General features: G+C 66.9%; 12 protein-coding genes and 4 tRNA genes. 11 read left to right on the top strand and 5 right to left on the bottom strand.

Features of this window, described 5'->3' with window-relative positions; genetic code table 11:
- Positions 1 to 50 precede the first annotated feature (50 nt).
- The 5 genes from mshD (at position 51) to pstB (ending at position 5,158) form a co-directional block, all read left to right on the top strand.
- Positions 51 to 908: a mycothiol synthase gene (mshD, locus tag ACQEVO_RS27570; RefSeq protein WP_432923045.1), complete on the top strand. Its 858-nt coding sequence runs from the start codon at positions 51 to 53 to the stop codon at positions 906 to 908.
- A gap of 379 nt (positions 909 to 1,287) precedes the next feature.
- Positions 1,288 to 2,397, top strand: a complete 1,110-nt coding sequence (gene pstS / locus ACQEVO_RS27565; RefSeq protein WP_432919017.1) for a phosphate ABC transporter substrate-binding protein PstS — start codon at positions 1,288 to 1,290, stop codon at positions 2,395 to 2,397.
- An 88-nt stretch (positions 2,398 to 2,485) separates the two neighbouring features.
- Complete coding sequence (gene pstC, locus ACQEVO_RS27560) at positions 2,486 to 3,457, top strand: phosphate ABC transporter permease subunit PstC (protein ID WP_432919014.1); 972 nt, start codon at positions 2,486 to 2,488, stop codon at positions 3,455 to 3,457.
- On the top strand, positions 3,457 to 4,362 hold the full coding sequence (pstA, locus tag ACQEVO_RS27555; RefSeq protein WP_432919011.1) for a phosphate ABC transporter permease PstA: 906 nt from the start codon (positions 3,457 to 3,459) through the stop codon (positions 4,360 to 4,362). Before pstC ends, pstA begins: the two co-directional genes overlap by 1 nt.
- A 19-nt stretch (positions 4,363 to 4,381) precedes the next feature.
- A complete protein-coding gene (pstB, locus tag ACQEVO_RS27550; RefSeq protein ID WP_280422089.1) occupies positions 4,382 to 5,158 on the top strand; it encodes a phosphate ABC transporter ATP-binding protein PstB in 777 nt (258 codons plus the stop codon).
- 78 nt (positions 5,159 to 5,236) lie between these two features.
- On the opposite strand, the gene phoU is transcribed toward pstB, so the two are convergent.
- The 3 genes from phoU to dusB all read right to left on the bottom strand — a co-directional run bounded on the left by phoU (position 5,237) and on the right by dusB (position 9,905).
- On the bottom strand, positions 5,237 to 5,899 hold the full coding sequence (gene phoU / locus ACQEVO_RS27545; protein WP_432919006.1) for a phosphate signaling complex protein PhoU: 663 nt from the start codon (positions 5,897 to 5,899) through the stop codon (positions 5,237 to 5,239).
- 82 nt (positions 5,900 to 5,981) lie between these two features.
- A complete protein-coding gene (locus ACQEVO_RS27540) occupies positions 5,982 to 8,447 on the bottom strand; it encodes an LCP family protein (protein WP_432919003.1) in 2,466 nt (821 codons plus the stop codon).
- A 309-nt stretch (positions 8,448 to 8,756) separates the two neighbouring features.
- Positions 8,757 to 9,905, bottom strand: coding sequence for a tRNA dihydrouridine synthase DusB (dusB, locus tag ACQEVO_RS27535; RefSeq protein WP_432919000.1), 1,149 nt, complete (start codon positions 9,903 to 9,905; stop codon positions 8,757 to 8,759).
- Positions 9,906 to 10,219: 314 nt separating this feature from the next.
- Here dusB and ACQEVO_RS27530 point away from each other — a divergent pair, with 314 nt between their 5' ends.
- Positions 10,220 to 10,852 (top strand): hypothetical protein, encoded by a 633-nt coding sequence (locus ACQEVO_RS27530; RefSeq protein WP_432918997.1) that lies wholly within the window; start codon positions 10,220 to 10,222, stop codon positions 10,850 to 10,852.
- Positions 10,853 to 10,917: 65 nt separating this feature from the next.
- On the opposite strand, the gene ACQEVO_RS27525 is transcribed toward ACQEVO_RS27530, so the two are convergent.
- Together ACQEVO_RS27525 and ACQEVO_RS27520 are read right to left on the bottom strand one after the other, a co-directional pair.
- Entirely contained in the window at positions 10,918 to 11,889 is a 972-nt protein-coding gene (locus ACQEVO_RS27525; protein WP_432918993.1) for an acyl-ACP desaturase, read from the bottom strand.
- Between the two features lie 501 nt (positions 11,890 to 12,390).
- Positions 12,391 to 12,463: transfer RNA gene (locus ACQEVO_RS27520), tRNA-Lys, on the bottom strand.
- An 886-nt stretch (positions 12,464 to 13,349) separates the two neighbouring features.
- Between ACQEVO_RS27520 and ACQEVO_RS27515 the strand changes: the two genes are divergently transcribed.
- The 5 genes from ACQEVO_RS27515 (at position 13,350) to ACQEVO_RS27495 (ending at position 14,674) form a co-directional block, all read left to right on the top strand.
- On the top strand, positions 13,350 to 14,012 hold the full coding sequence (locus ACQEVO_RS27515) for a TetR family transcriptional regulator (protein WP_432918990.1): 663 nt from the start codon (positions 13,350 to 13,352) through the stop codon (positions 14,010 to 14,012).
- Positions 14,013 to 14,107: 95 nt separating this feature from the next.
- Positions 14,108 to 14,180: transfer RNA gene (locus ACQEVO_RS27510), tRNA-Glu, on the top strand.
- 30 nt (positions 14,181 to 14,210) lie between these two features.
- Positions 14,211 to 14,287, top strand: a tRNA-Asp gene (locus ACQEVO_RS27505).
- A gap of 55 nt (positions 14,288 to 14,342) precedes the next feature.
- Positions 14,343 to 14,416 (top strand) — tRNA-Phe (locus tag ACQEVO_RS27500).
- Between the two features lie 75 nt (positions 14,417 to 14,491).
- Positions 14,492 to 14,674 (top strand): SPOR domain-containing protein, encoded by a 183-nt coding sequence (locus ACQEVO_RS27495; RefSeq protein WP_432918987.1) that lies wholly within the window; start codon positions 14,492 to 14,494, stop codon positions 14,672 to 14,674.
- Positions 14,675 to 14,697: the final 23 nt, after the last annotated feature.

Raw genomic sequence — 14,697 nt, 5'->3', positions numbered from 1 at the left:
AGCCGTCCGGCTGCGGGGACGGCGGGCCACTCGGCGGTCGGGCCGATGAGGTGAGTGCGTTGCTGGCCGCCGCGGCGGCGGCCGACGGGGTTGCGCCGGTCTCCGAACAGGGTGTACTCGCCCTGCGGGGCGATTCGCCCGTCCGGCATCTACTCGCGTTACGGGCCGGCGCCGTCGCCGGCTACGCGGGGCTGACCCCGGCACGCGACGACCATCCCGCGATGGCGGAGGCGGCGGTGGCGCCCGCGCACCGTGGCCTCGGTATAGGCCGCGAGTTGGTGGCCGCCGCGCTCGCCGCCGGTGGCGGCGGAGCCCGCATCTGGGCCCACGGGAAGCTGCCGGCCGCGCAGGCGGTCGCGGACGGGCTGGGGCTGGTCGCCGCGCGGGAACTCTGGCAGATGCGCCGACCGTTGGCAAACCCCGAGTTACCGGCCGTGGAGATTCCGGACGATATCGTGGTGCGCCCCTACGCCGGTTCGGCCGACGACGCGGAACTGCTGCGGGTCAACAACGCCGCCTTCCATTGGCATCCTGAGCAGGGCGGATGGACCGATGCCGAGCTGTCGCAGCGACGTGCGGAGCCGTGGTTCGACCCGGCGGGCCTGTTCCTAGCCTTCGCTGCGGATGCCCCCGGGCGGTTGCTCGGTTTCCACTGGACCAAGGTCCACGACGACGAGAATCCGCCGGCCGGTGAGGTGTACGTCGTCGGAATCGATCCAGCGGCGCAGGGTCGCGGCTTGGGGCGGTTGCTCACCCTGATAGGCCTGCACCATCTTCGGGACGCCGGGCTGGGCGAGGTGCTGCTGTACACGGAGGCCGACAACACCGCCGCCGTCCGCACCTACCGCCGGCTCGGCTTCACTCCGGCGCATATCGACATCGCGTACACCCTGCCCGCGGACCGCTGAGCACAACTACCGGTCATCGGCAGTGGCGATTTCGCGCCGCAGAGTGTCGCGTCGGACCCGAGTGTGCCGGTGGCCGGTCAGGAGCGGTGTCGGTTGGACGGAGCCGGCCGTTGCGCGGCTCGCCCGGGTGTCTCGCAGACGGTTCCTCGGGGTGCGCTGAGTAACAACGCGGCTAACATCACACATATCGGGCGCTCGAGCGCCGCCCTGTTCACCTTCCGTTCACTCGCCCTGGTCCGGCTGTCTACCGACGGGACCTAGGTTGATTCTGGGCGGTCGTGGGCCGCCTGGTGTGCAAGTTCCCCGCGAACGGCCGCACCATCACACGCGCCCGGGCCGGTGAGGGACCGGGCGAGTAGGACGTATCCGGAGGACTGGAGTGAAGTTCAAGCGCAGCAGCGCCCTCGTCGGCGTTCTCGCCGCCGCGATTCTGCCGTTGGCAGCCTGTGGCAGCGACGACAACGCGGGCGCGACCGGTGTCGAAGCCAACGCCGACGTCCAGTGCGGCGGCAAGGAAGCCCTCAAGGCCAGCGGCGCCTCGTCGCAGAAGAACGCCGTCGAGCGTTTCACCGCCGCCTACGAAACCAACTGCGACGGCCAGACTCTCAACTACACCTCGAGCGGTTCGGGCGCGGGCGTCAAGGAATTCATCGGCGGCCAGACCGATTTCGCCGGTTCCGATTCGCCGCTGAGCGAGAAGAAGGGCGAGGTCGCCGACGCCGCCAAGCGCTGCGCCTCCCCGGCGTGGAACCTGCCGACCGTGTTCGGCCCGATCGCCATCACCTACAACGTCAACGGTGTCACCGATCTGGCGCTCGACGGGCCGACCGCGGCCAAGATCTTCAACGGCGCCATCAAGACCTGGGATGCTCCCGAGATCAAGGCGCTGAACCCGAACGCGCAGCTGCCGGCCGAGCCGATCAAGGTCGTCTACCGGTCCGACGAGTCCGGCACCACCGACAACTTCCAGCTCTACCTGGACGCCGCCTCCGAAGGCGCTTGGGGCAAGGAAGCCGGCAAGGTCTTCAACGGCGGTATCGGTGAAGGTGCCAAGGGCAACGAGGGCACCTCGGCCGCGGTGAAGTCCACCCCGGGCTCCATCACCTACAACGAGTGGTCGTTCGCCAAGGCGCAGAACCTGTCGGTCGCGCGGGTCGTCACCTCCGCCGGCCCGGAGCCGGTCGAGCTGACCTCGGAAACCGCCGGTAAGGCCATCGACGGCGTGCAGATCAAGGGTGAGGGCAACGATCTGGTGCTCGACACCTCGTCGTTCTACAAGCCCACCGTGGGCGGTGCCTACCCGATCATCATGCCGACCTATGAGATCGTGTGCTCGAAGTACGCCGACGGCGAGGTCGCGACGGCGGTCAAGGCGTTCCTGACCACGGCGATCACCAACGGCCAGGAAGGTCTGGAGGACAACGGGTACGTGCCGATCCCCGAGGAGTTCAAGACCAAGCTGACCACGGCGATCAACGCCATCTCCTGATAGCGCGAAGATGACAGTCAACCCAGAGGTAGCCTCGGCGGGTTCGTCCAGCGGGACGAGCCTGTCGAAGGCAGGAGTGCCCGCATCCATGTCCAGCCATCCGAGCAAACCGCCGCTGGGCGGTGAAAGCAGCGGCCGCGGCCGGCGCGCCGAGCTGGTGTTCAAATCACTGGCCACCGCCGCTGCCGCGATCATCGTGGCCTCGATCGCGCTGATCGCGTTGTTCCTGCTGATCCGTGCGGTGCCTTCGCTCCGGGCTGACCAGGTGAACTTCTTCACCAGCACGGAGTTCAACACCGGCGACGCGGACAACCTCCGCTTCGGCATCCGTGACCTGTTCATGGTGACGGTGTTGAGCTCCGCTTTCGCGCTGATCATCGCGGTGCCGATCGGTGTCGGTATCGCGTTGTTCCTCACCCGCTACGCGCCGAAACAGCTGGCCCGGCCGTTCTCCATGCTGACCGATCTGCTGGCCGCCGTGCCCTCGATCGTGTACGGCCTGTGGGGTCTGCTGGTGCTGGCGCCCTATCTGAAGCCGCTCCAGCAGTTCCTCAACGACAACCTGGGCTGGTTCTTCCTCTTCGCCGACGGCAATGTCTCCATCGCCGGCGGTGGCACGATCTTCACCGCCGGCGTGGTGCTGGCGGTGATGATCCTGCCGATCATCACCTCGGTCGCGCGCGAAGTCTTCGCGCTGACCCCGACGGCGCATATCGAGGCGGCGCAGGCGCTCGGTGCCACCAAATGGGAAGTCGTGCGGATGACGGTGCTTCCCTATGGGCGCAGCGGCGTCATCGCCGGATCCATGCTCGGCCTGGGCCGGGCGCTCGGTGAGACCATCGCGGTGCTCATCATCCTGAAAACCTCCGCGGACGCCGGCGGCTGGTCGCTCTTCGACGGCGGCTTCACCTTCGCGTCCAAGATCGCCTCGGCCGCTGCCGAATTCAGCGCGCCGCTCCCGACCGGTGCCTATATCGCGGCGGGCTTCGTACTCTTCGTGCTGACCTTCGTCGTCAACGCGCTGGCCCGGTTCGTGGCGGGCGGAAAGGTGAACGGCTGATGGCCACCATGACCAAGTTCGATCAGCCGATCAAGGCGCCCACCTTCCGGGATGTGAGCACCGCCCGCAAGGTCAAGAACAATATCGCCACCGGCCTGTTCGCCCTGTGCTTCCTGATCGCGCTCATCCCGCTGGGCTGGGTCCTGGGCATGGTGGTCACCAACGGTCTCGAGGCGATCCTGTCGCTGGACTGGTGGCAGAATTCGCAGAAGGGCATCCTGCCGGATCAGACCGGCGGCGGTGTCTACCACGCGATCTACGGCACCATCGTCCAGTCGGCGGTCGCGGCGGTGATCGCGGTGCCGCTGGGCATCATGGCCGCGATCTACCTGATCGAATACGGCACCGGCCGGTTCGCCAAGGTCACGACCTTCATGGTCGATATCCTCGCCGGTATCCCCTCGATCGTCGCCGCCCTGTTCATCTTCGCCCTCTGGATCGCGACCCTGGGCTTCCCGCAGAGTTCCTTCGCGGTGGCCCTGGCGCTGGTGCTGCTGATGCTTCCGGTGGTGGTGCGCAATACCGAGGAAATGCTCAAACTCGTCCCCGACGAACTGCGCGAAGCCTCCTACGCGCTCGGTATCCCGAAATGGAAGACGATCGTGAAGATCGTCATCCCGACCGCCCTGCCGGGCATGATATCCGGCATCCTGCTCGCGCTGGCCCGTGTCATGGGCGAGACCGCGCCGGTGCTGGTGCTGGTCGGCTACAGCAAGTCGATCAATACGAATATCTTCGACGGCAATATGGCCTCGCTGCCGCTGCTGATCTACCAGGAACTGGCGAACGCGGAAGACGCGGGGCGCCAGCGCGTATGGGGTGCGGCGCTCACGCTCATCCTGCTGATCGCACTGCTCTACCTGGCGGCCGCGGGTGTCAACAAGTTCCTGATGCGGAACCGATAAGGCGGAAACGGAAAAATAGATGGCCAAGCGCATCGATATCAAAGACCTCAACATCTTCTACGGCAAATTCCATGCCGTCGCCGATGTCTCGCTGAACGTCTTGCCGCGCAGCGTGACCGCCTTCATCGGTCCGTCCGGTTGCGGTAAATCCACCGTGCTGCGGTCGCTGAACCGGATGCACGAGGTGACCCCGAACGCCAGCGTTTCGGGCGCCGTCATGCTCGACGGGGAGGATATCTACGCCTCCCAGGTGGATCCCGTCGGCGTACGCCGCACCATCGGCATGGTGTTCCAGCGGCCGAACCCGTTCCCCACCATGTCCATTCGCGACAATGTGGTGGCCGGTCTCAAACTCCAGGGCGTCCGCAACAAGGCCGAACTGGACGAGGTCGCGGAACGCTCGCTGCGGGGCGCGAACCTCTGGAACGAGGTCAAGGACCGGCTGGACAAGCCGGGCGGCGGACTCTCCGGCGGTCAGCAGCAGCGTCTGTGTATCGCCCGCGCCATCGCGGTGTCCCCGGATGTCCTGCTGATGGACGAGCCCTGTTCGGCCCTGGACCCGATCTCCACGTTGGCGATCGAGGATCTGATCACCGAGCTGAAGAAGGAATACACGATCGTCATCGTCACCCACAACATGCAGCAGGCGGCGCGGGTGAGCGATAAGACCGGTTTCTTCAACCTGGAAGCCCAGGGCAAGCCGGGCCGGCTGGTCGAGATCGACGATACGGAGAAGATCTTCTCCAACCCCGGTGAAAAAGCGACCGAAGACTACATCTCCGGCCGCTTCGGCTGAGTTTCGGCGGAACCGCACCAACGACTGTGGCCCGAGGAAATATTTCCTCGGGCCACAGTCGCGTGTGCGAGCGGGGGTTCAGCTGTCGCTGTCGGTGTCGCCGGGGAGTTCGCCGGTGACGAGGAAGATCACCCGGCGGCCGATCTCCACGGCGTGGTCGGCGAAACGCTCGTAGTAGCGGCCGAGCAGGGTGACGTCGACCGCGGCCGCCACCCCGTACTTCCATTCGCGGTCCATCAGCAGGGTGAACAGGTGGCGATGCAGATCGTCCATCGCCTCGTCGTCCTGGTTGAGCTGGGCCGCGCGTTCGGGGTCGCGGCTGTCGAGGACCTCTTTGGCGCCCTGACCCATACTGACCGCGATCCGGCCCATCTCGGCGAAGTAGCCGTTGACCGCCTCGGGGAGGGCGTGGTTGGGGTGGCGGCGACGGGCGACCTTGGCCACGTGCAGGGCGAGGGTGCCCATCCGGTTGACGTCGTTGACGATCTGGATCGCACTGACCACCTGCCGGAGATCGCCGGCGACGGGGGCTTGCAGCGCGAGCAGCGCGAAGGACTTCTCCTCCGCGTCGGCGATCATCTCGGCGATCCGATCACCCTCGCTGATGACCTGCTCGGCCAGCGGCAGGTCGGCCTGGAGCAGAGCCTGCGTGGCGCGATCCATGGCCGAACCGGCAAGCCCGGCCATATCGCCCAGCAGGTGGGCGAGATCGGCCATTTGCTCGTTGTAGATGACACGCATGAAACAGAAGACTAGTTCGCCCCACTGTCCACGTCACCAACAAAGGGTGAATAACCCGGTCGGCGGTCTTTCCGCCGACCGGTCACTGCACCGCGCAGGGATCGTCCGCGGCGTTCACATGCTCCAGGTCGGAAGGTAGTTCGACCGGCCCGGTCGTGGCCGCAGGCACATCGGTGATCGGATTGCCGACCGGGGTCGGTTCGTTGACCACCTGCTGGTAGTCCTCCCCGAGCACGAGCTCGACAATGCTGCCCAGCGATTCGTCGGCCTCGATGGCCGCCCCGGGGATCGCGCTCGCCACCGTGGCCGCCTCGGCCTCGTGCCCGGCGGAGTAACGGACCTTGGTTTCGGTCGCGTTGCCCTCGGTGTAGTTGCCGACGTTGTAAATGTTGAAACCCACATTGGCGAGCTCGCTGGCGGTCGTATTGGCCAGTCCCGCGATTCCCGAACCATTGGAGACCTGCAGCGAGAGGACGCTCGGGTCCACAGCGGTGAGTGACGGCGGCACCGGGGCCTGGGAGGTCGGCGGCGGTGCCGGGGCGGTTTTCTCGCCGGGCAGGGGCTGATCATCCCGGATCGCCTGGAAGATCGCCTGGATATCGGCGGTGCGGGGGATCTCGTTGCCGTCGGAGGTGGTGCCGGCGGTGGGGACGGTCAGGAAGGTCACCGCGCCGGATTCGAGGTCCTGTAGCGAGCGGCCCAGCATCAGCAGATCGTTGGGTTCGACACCGTCGACGAAGGTGGCATTGCCGAACGCCTGGATGAACCCGTTCAGCTTGCCCGGATCCAGCAGGACCTTGCTCGACAGTGCGCCGCGCAGCAGCGAGGCGAGGAACTTCTGCTGCCGGTTGATCCGGTCGTAGTCGCTGCGTTCTTCCCCGTAGACGTGCCGGGCACGCACGTAGTTGAGCGCGGTCGCCCCGTCGATCCGGTGCCGGCCGGCCTCCGGGATGATCGTCCCCAGCATGCCGTCCTCGAGGGGTTTGCTCACGCATACCTCGACGCCGTTGACCTGGTTCACCATTTGCTCGAATCCCGCGAAGTCGATCCCGATGAAATGGTTGATCGTGCTACCCGTCAACCGCTGGATGGTCGAGAGCAGGCAGCGCGGGCCACCCACCGCGTACACGGCATTGAGCTTGCCGCTCATGGCGGATTCGTAGACTTCGTCGGTGTAGGCGCTCTTCTCGTTGTCCCAGCGCTTGCATTCGGGACGAGTGACATCGAGATCGCGCGGGAAGGATACGACAACCACGCGCTGTCGGTTCTTCGGAATATGCACCAGCATCGTGGTGTCCGCGCGCGCGCCTTCGGCGTCTTCGACGGTTCCGGCGCCGATGTCGCCGTTGACCCCGGCTCGGGTGTCGGTGCCGACGATCAGGTAGTTCTCATCGCCGAGCTGGGCCTGGGCGTCGATGACATCGTCTTCGTTCTCGGCGAGCGCGGAGACCTGGTTGAGGCTGTTGCCCGTGGCGCGCAGGTAGCTCCAGCCGCCGCCGGTGATGAGCAGTGCCAGCACCGAGAGGAATGCGACCCCGGCGCGGACCGCTATCCGTATCCGCTTCTCGCGCCGCGATCGCGCGGTCGACCGCCGTTTCGGTTTGCCGACCGTCTCGGGCTCGGCCGGTTCTGCGGTGGGCCAGCCCGCGGTGTCGGTCCGGCCGCGCCGGGCGCCACCCGCGCCGGATTCGTCGAGGGGCGGCAGCACATCGGTGACGTTCTCGTCGACCGCTCCGGGCGCGGTGCCCTTACCGCCGCGCCGCAGTGTGCTGCGCGATTGCCGGGTGCGCTTCGGGCTCGGGTCTCCATCCGGTCGCGGGCCGCTGTGCGCCTCGTGCGGCTGCGGTACCTCGGTGGTGGGCTGCGGATCGCCGGCCGGTGGTGGGACGGGCCGGGCGGCCGTGGGTGGCCGGTTGTGGGCCCCGTCCCGGGGCGGTTTGGCCGGGGGCGGCGCGACGGCGGCCCGGCTCTCCGTGCCCGGCCGGGCCGGGCCGCGGCCGGGCGGAACCTCGGCACCGGCTTCTGCGGGCCGAGCGGGCGGACGCTGGGGGCCGGCCGGGCCGGCTTCCGGGCGGCGGGTAGGCGGTACGGCCGGTTGCGACCGGGAAGTCGGCTGGGGCTGATCGGGCCGACGGGGCGCGGGCCCGGCGGGTGCGGCGGGTCGTTGTGGTGGGCCGGCCTGGGCCGGGGTCGCGCCTGTCGGATGCGGACCGGGCCGGTCCGGGCGCGGGGGTCCGGCGGGAGGCCGGCCGGGTCCGGCGGCGGGCCGGGCCGGCCGGTCCGGGGGAGGTGGCGCTGCGGGGCTGTGGGATTCCGTCCGGGGCCGCTGGTCGGCGCCCTGCCGTGGCGGTGCCGGGGGCCGGGTGGCCCGGTCCGGCGGCGGTTGCGCCGGACCGGCCGGCGACGCATGTCTGCCCGTCTCCCCGCCTCGCCGCCGGGTGGTCCGTTCGCTGTCCACCCGGTCGACCAGATCCTGCACCGTCAGTGGTGCCTGGTTCGCGGGCGGCTCGGGTTGCCGTTGCCGCCGTGCCCCTCGCGCGTCGTCCATTTCGGGGGGCTCTGCCGCGGGATACCGCTCCCACGGTGCGCGACCTCCGGGCCGTGGTGAACGCCCGTTCCGATCGTCACCCACCAATGAACCTCGCTCTTTCGCAACTCGCTGCCGTCACAGCCGTGCTCGAAAGGCTGTGACGGGATTCCGCAATGATAACGATTTCGCCACTGAGGGCCACTCGGACATTTCGAGCGGGTGGGAGGCGAGGGTGATGCTGGAAGGTTGCCTGGCGCTATGTTTCCACGCGCCGGCCGGTGCTTGCGGCTATAACCCGCTTCGGCGTGTCACGGCGTGTCGTATACCTCACCCGCCGCTGTGCATCACATCGGCCGCGGCCGGGACGGTGCGGTCGTCCGGATCGTCGAGCCAGCCGTGCGGCAGCGCGACCTTTCCGGGCGAGCCCTGCCGGCCGCGTGGCCCTTCGGCGTCCTTGGGGAAGGGAACGCCCGGGTCGAGCTGGGCGATGAGACCGTCGAGTTCGGCGAGCGAGGAGACCGTGGCGAAACTGCGCCGCAACTCGGCGCCCAGCGGGAAGCCCATGAAGTACCACGCCATATGTTTGCGCAGGTCGCGCATGCCTTTCTCCTCGCCGTGATGTTCGGCGAGCAGGCCGGCGTGCCGGGCGAGGATCTTGCCCACTTCGCCCAGCGCCGGTGGGGTGGGTGCCGGTTCGCCGCGCAGCGCGGCGCTCAGTTCCGCGAACAACCAGGGCCGGCCCAGGCAGCCGCGACCCACCACGACTCCGTCGCAGCCCGTCTGCGCCATCATCGCGACGGCGTCACCGGCGGTGAAGATATCCCCGTTGCCCAGCACAGGGATGGTGGTGACCGCTTCTTTCAGCCGCGCGATGGCCGACCAATCGGCTGTTCCGGAGTAACGCTGAGCTGCCGTGCGGGCGTGCAGCGAGACGGCCGCGGCACCCTCGGCCTCGGCGATGCGGCCGGTGTCGAGGAAGGTCTGGTGCTCGTCGTCGATCCCGATGCGGAACTTCATGGTCACCGGCACCCCGGCCGGTTCGGCGGCCCGCACCATCTCCCGGACGATCGCGGCGAAAAGATTTCGTTTGTACGGTAGCGCGGCGCCGCCGCCGAGCCGGGTCACCTTCGGGACGGGGCAGCCCAGGTTCATATCGATATGGTCGGCCCAGCCTTCACCGACGATGATGCGCACCGCCTCGCCGAGCGTGGCCGGGTCGACCCCGTACAACTGCATGGACCGGGGCGATTCGCCCTGGTCGAACGACATCATGTGCAGCGTTTTCTCGTTACGCTCCACGACGGCGCGGGCGGTGATCATCTCGCATACATAGATCGCCGTGGGGCTGCCGAACTCCCGGCACAGTTTCCGGAACGCCAGGTTGGTGATCCCCGCCATCGGGGCGAGCACCACGGGCGGATCCACCGGGTAGGGGCCGATCCGCAAACCTGTCTCCTGTTCCAACTCTGCCTGCACGATGTCCCACTTTCCCTGCTGCCGCGCGCCGGGTCACTATCGGGTGTCTCACCACGGGCGATCGACACACCGAGAGATGGGACGCGACCGGCCGCACTGTGATCTGTCCGGCTCTCGGTGTGGGTGCCGGCGGCCGGGTCCGCCGGCCACCACTAGCCTCTGCGGTAGCGGATCGCTGGAGTGCACGGCCCTTACCCGGGCCGGTAACCACGGCGGATGCGACAACCGGCCGCACCTTCGGCCGCGAACCGCAACGCCGGTGGCGGGGCGAAGATCGAGTCAATCGGGGGTAAACGAAAGAGGACGACAGCACCATGGCCGACCAGACCGAAGATCCCACCGGTACTCCGGAGGGCAGCGCAGCCGGGAAATCCGTTTCCCAGGACAAGGCCGCCGCGAAGACACCGGCCCCCGCCGATCGGCCGGGCACGGTGTCGATCCAGGTATCCAGCCTGGTGCGGGGTGCGCTGATCGCGGTGCTCGCCGTGGCGGCGATCGTTTTCGCCGTCCTGTACTTCATCGCCCGCGGTGACCTGGCCGACCGCGACGAAAAGGTCGCCGACGACCGCCACGCCGAACAACTGGCCACCGACTACGCGGTCGGCGCCGCGACGGTGAACTTCAAGGATCTCGATGCGTGGGTCACCGCGCTGAAAACGAATACCACTCCACAGCTGTCCGGGAAGTTCGACGAAACCGCGCCCAAACTGGAGCAGATCCTGGTCCCGCTGCAATGGACCTCGACGGCGACCCCCATCGCCGCGAAGGTCGTCTCGGAGCAGGACGGCGTGTACAAGGTGAACGTTTTCGTCGACGTCACCTCGACCAACGCGCAGAACCCGGACGGAACACAGACGACGGTCACCTACACGGTGACGCTCGACGAGAACGACGGCTGGCAGATCACCGACGTCGGCGGCGTGGACGGCGCCCTTCCCACCAACTGAGAGATATACAGCGAAACCGCCGGCGTTCGGCCGGCGGTTTCGTGTGACGCTTTTTGTTCGGGGCCTCAGCCGGCCGCGGAGGTGGCGAGCGCCTTCTCGCGCTTGGCGGCTTCGCGGGCGAGCATGCGATCGCGCTGCTCCTCGAACTTCACGACATCCTGGGACAGCTTGTCCAGGAAGTTTCCCAGTCGTTCCCGGGTCTCCTCACCGCGGGCGGTGAAGTCGGTACGGCCGAAGATGTTCCACTTCTTGAGCACCGGCTGGACGACCTCTTCGAGATGCTGGCGCAGATCGTAGATTCCGTGCTTGGCCATCAGGACGCCGTTGCGCCGGAAGTTGGGCATACCCGCACCGGGCATCTGGAAGTTCTCCAGGATCAGGGTGATCGCGTCGAGCGCCTGGTCGGGGCACAGGTCCAGGGCCGCGCCGCACATATTGCGGTAGAAGATCATGTGCAGGTTCTCGTCGGCCGCGATGCGCTGCAGCATCCGGTCGGCGATGGCGTCGTCGCACACCTTGCCGGTATTGCGGTGGGAAACGCGGGTGGCCAATTCCTGGAAGGTCACGTAGGCGACCGAGTGCAGGAAGCCGGCGTCGGCTTCGGCGGGGGAGGCGAAGCCGTTGGTCATATGGACCATCCGGGCCTGTTCCAGCGCGACCGGATCGACGCCACGGGTGACCACCAGATAATCACGCATGACGATGCCGTGGCGGTTCTCCTCGGCGGTCCAGCGTCCGACCCAGGTGCCCCACGCGCCGTCCTGCGAAAAATTCTCGGCGATTTCGCGATGGTAGGAGGGTAGGTTGTCCTCGGTCAGCAGGTTGGTGATCATGGCCGCCTTGGCGACCTCGCTGAGCTTGGATTGCTCCGGGTCCCAGTCCACGCCACCGAGCGCGGCGAAGTTGCGACCCTCGTCCCACGGGACGTAGTCGTGCGGATGCCACTCTTTTGCCAAGGAGAGGTGCCGGTTGACGTTCTGCTCGGCAACCGGCTCCAACTCTGTGAGCAGCTCGAGTTGAGTCAGATCCCTTGCCATGTGATCAAGCCCTTCATATGTTGCGTTCGTGCGGGTCACCTGATGTCGACCGTTGCCGATGCGGCCATACCTTACGGCACCGTAGGTGTGATGCGAAACGCATCCGGCGGACAAAAAAGCGCACGGTGCGCGCACCTTCCTGCCACCGGCCGTCACAGCGAGTGTATGACCCGAAACTCGGTTATGGGCATATCGATACCCCTGACGATGGCGTTAGCCGGGGTGGGAAACAGCACAACAGGCGGTGGGCAGGCATGCCGGACCCGGTTCGGCGACGCAACCGAAGCCCTGCTCACGGCGGAGTTTCCTGGCGGTGGGAAGCCGGGCCGGAAAATTCGGCCGGGCCGGCCGAGTGCCGCGCCCTCGATTTCGGTTCACAGCGGGCGTGCGGCAAGCCTGGTCCATTTCACAGGGGTGAGAAAGCTCTCGGTACGGTCTCGCCCGGCGCCGGTGACTCCGGAACGAGAGCGGGCTCCCGGCCGGTGGCCGGGAGCCCGGAGGTGCCCCCACCAGGGCTCGAACCTGGGACCTGCGGATTAAAAGTCCGTAGCTCTACCAACTGAGCTATAGGGGCGCGGGCGCAAGTGTACTGAAAAGGCGCCCCGAGGGCGTAATCGGGTGGTTACGCTGGTGCTTTGTGTCACTCGGGGCGCGCGGCGGCCGGTGCGGTGTGTCCCGGTGGTAGCGATTGCGGGGTTGTGTCGGGGGAGGTCGTGCGGTTCCGCCGCCGGATCCCGAGGGCGTGGCCGGGAAAAACCATACCCATGGGTATCGAATTACGGTACCTCCGGCATTGTTGATACAACGGGTAGCACGATACGATCCAAATATGTTGGATACCAATGCCTTTGGATCGGTAAAGGCAGAGTTCTCGCTGAAGTGGGGTTCCGGGACGTATTTCCCGGAGTGTCGGCGACCTGTCGGCGCTCGCGGGCGAGACGGTATACGACCGGCGGTCGAGGTGACCGGCTGAACTCCGGTGCGAAACCCGCCTGTGCGGGCGATCTTCCGGTGGCCGGGGTGATTCGCTCGTTCGTTCGCCGCTCGGGGAGTCGCGTTGTGTTCGCGAAATCCGAGTCACGAAATGATAGCCCGCTCTATCCATTTGCCGCGTGTCGGTACCCGAATCCGAGTAGCGTGGCTATTCAGCGAATTCGGGGTGTCACTTGGGTCGACGCTGCGGGAGGCGGATCGGGGACGAGCTACAGCGCAACGGAGTTGCCCGGATGCGCACCCCCTGCGGCGCACCCGGGCGTTCAAATTATACCAGCCGGTGTGTTTCTCCCTCGGTCTGGGTTTCGTACCAAAAGTTCGATACAGGTCAATAAACCGACTTTAGGTCGGATACAACAGGATACGTTCGCGACATCGGCCCGCTCGTCCGCAGCAGCTGATCGGTCGCGGGCATTCCGCAGGTGGAAACTCCGGCGGATGCACAAGGCTTCGGAGGCGTTTCGAGCATGGCACGGCAGCAAGAGCGGGCCCGCCGGACACGGGCAGCAATTATCCGGTCCGCCGCCGTTGAGTTCGGGAAGAGCGGCTATGCCGCGGCTTCGCTCAACCGCATTTTGGAAGGGTCGCGAGCGACCAAAGGCGCCATGTACTTCCATTTCGATTCGAAAGAAGATCTGGCGCGGGCCGTGCTCGATTCGGCCATAGAGCGATACCACCGCACTATCGATCGCTGGCTCGTTCGCGTGGAACTGGGACCGCTCGATATTTTGCACGGCGTATTCGACGAACTGGCATTGCGCCTCGAACACGACATCATCGTGCAGGCGGAATTCCGGTTGGTGATCGATCCGGGTTTCGGGCGGCAGAGCAACGGTGGCTGCCGGATGCTCTCCTCGGCCGTCCGCAAACTCGCCGTCGGTGCCATCGACCAGGGGCAGCTGCGGCCGGACACCGACCCCGACCGTTTCACCCGGACCCTGGCCGGCGCGCTCATCGGGCAGCGCTACATCGTCGACGCGCACAGTGGCGGGCCGGATCTGCGGACCCGCTTCCGGGAGTCGCTGGAGGTGGTGGTGCAGGCGAGTTGCACACCGGAGTGGACGGAGAAGTTCGCCGCACACGGCTGGCGCGCGTACGCGCAGCTGGAGGAACTCGGTTCGCCCACCTGACCAGCCGATTTGGGAATTACGCGCACCCTGACATAAGCTATGCGAGCTCCCAACGGACAGCCGTTGAACAGCCGGTCCGGAGAAATCCGGGACGAGCCCCCTTCGTCTAGCGGCCTAGGACGCCGCCCTTTCAAGGCGGTAGCGCGGGTTCGAATCCCGTAGGGGGTACGACTTACGAAAGTAGGTTGCACAGAGCAAGGCCCTGTGGCGCAGTTGGTTAGCGCGCCGCCCTGTCACGGCGGAGGTCGCGGGTTCGAGTCCCGTCAGGGTCGCCAGTGGATGCCGGAGTCATCCGGTATCCATCGGATGGCATTCGTCCCGGGTGCCTGCGGCCAGGTAGCTCAGTTGGTACGAGCGTTCGCCTGAAAAGCGAAAGGTCGCCGGTTCGATCCCGGCCCTGGCCACAATCAAAACCCCCGAACCTCGATGGTCCGGGGGTTTTGTTCGTCCGAACCCCGGCGAGATGGGATGCTGGGGGCATGGCCGAACGGTGGTACTACTGTCTGAAGCATCAGCGTGCCGAGCGCGGGCGTCAGTGCTGGTTCCGCGACCGGATGGGTCCCTACCCGGATCGCGCCACCGCCGAGCGCGCCCTGGAGATCGTGCGGCAGCGCAACGCGGCGCAGGACGCGGCGGACCAGGCCTGGCGCGAGGGGCATTGACCACCGGCCGCGAAGGGTTGTGA

The organism is Nocardia sp. CA-290969 (assembly GCF_050936135.1).
GTDB lineage: Bacteria > Actinomycetota > Actinomycetes > Mycobacteriales > Mycobacteriaceae > Nocardia.
This window is presented reverse-complemented; position numbering and strand designations above follow the sequence as displayed.

Coding starts and splice junctions, on each gene's coding strand:
- pstC (WP_432919014.1), top strand. CDS start 2,486: ATGTCCAGCCATCCGAGCAAACCGCCGCTGGGCGGTGAAAGCAGCGGC.
- pstA (WP_432919011.1), top strand. CDS start 3,457: ATGGCCACCATGACCAAGTTCGATCAGCCGATCAAGGCGCCCACCTTC.
- pstB (WP_280422089.1), top strand. CDS start 4,382: ATGGCCAAGCGCATCGATATCAAAGACCTCAACATCTTCTACGGCAAA.
- phoU (WP_432919006.1), bottom strand. CDS start 5,899: ATGCGTGTCATCTACAACGAGCAAATGGCCGATCTCGCCCACCTGCTG.
- ACQEVO_RS27540 (WP_432919003.1), bottom strand. CDS start 8,447: ATGGACGACGCGCGAGGGGCACGGCGGCAACGGCAACCCGAGCCGCCC.
- ACQEVO_RS27530 (WP_432918997.1), top strand. CDS start 10,220: ATGGCCGACCAGACCGAAGATCCCACCGGTACTCCGGAGGGCAGCGCA.
- ACQEVO_RS27525 (WP_432918993.1), bottom strand. CDS start 11,889: ATGGCAAGGGATCTGACTCAACTCGAGCTGCTCACAGAGTTGGAGCCG.
- ACQEVO_RS27515 (WP_432918990.1), top strand. CDS start 13,350: ATGGCACGGCAGCAAGAGCGGGCCCGCCGGACACGGGCAGCAATTATC.
- ACQEVO_RS27495 (WP_432918987.1), top strand. CDS start 14,492: ATGGCCGAACGGTGGTACTACTGTCTGAAGCATCAGCGTGCCGAGCGC.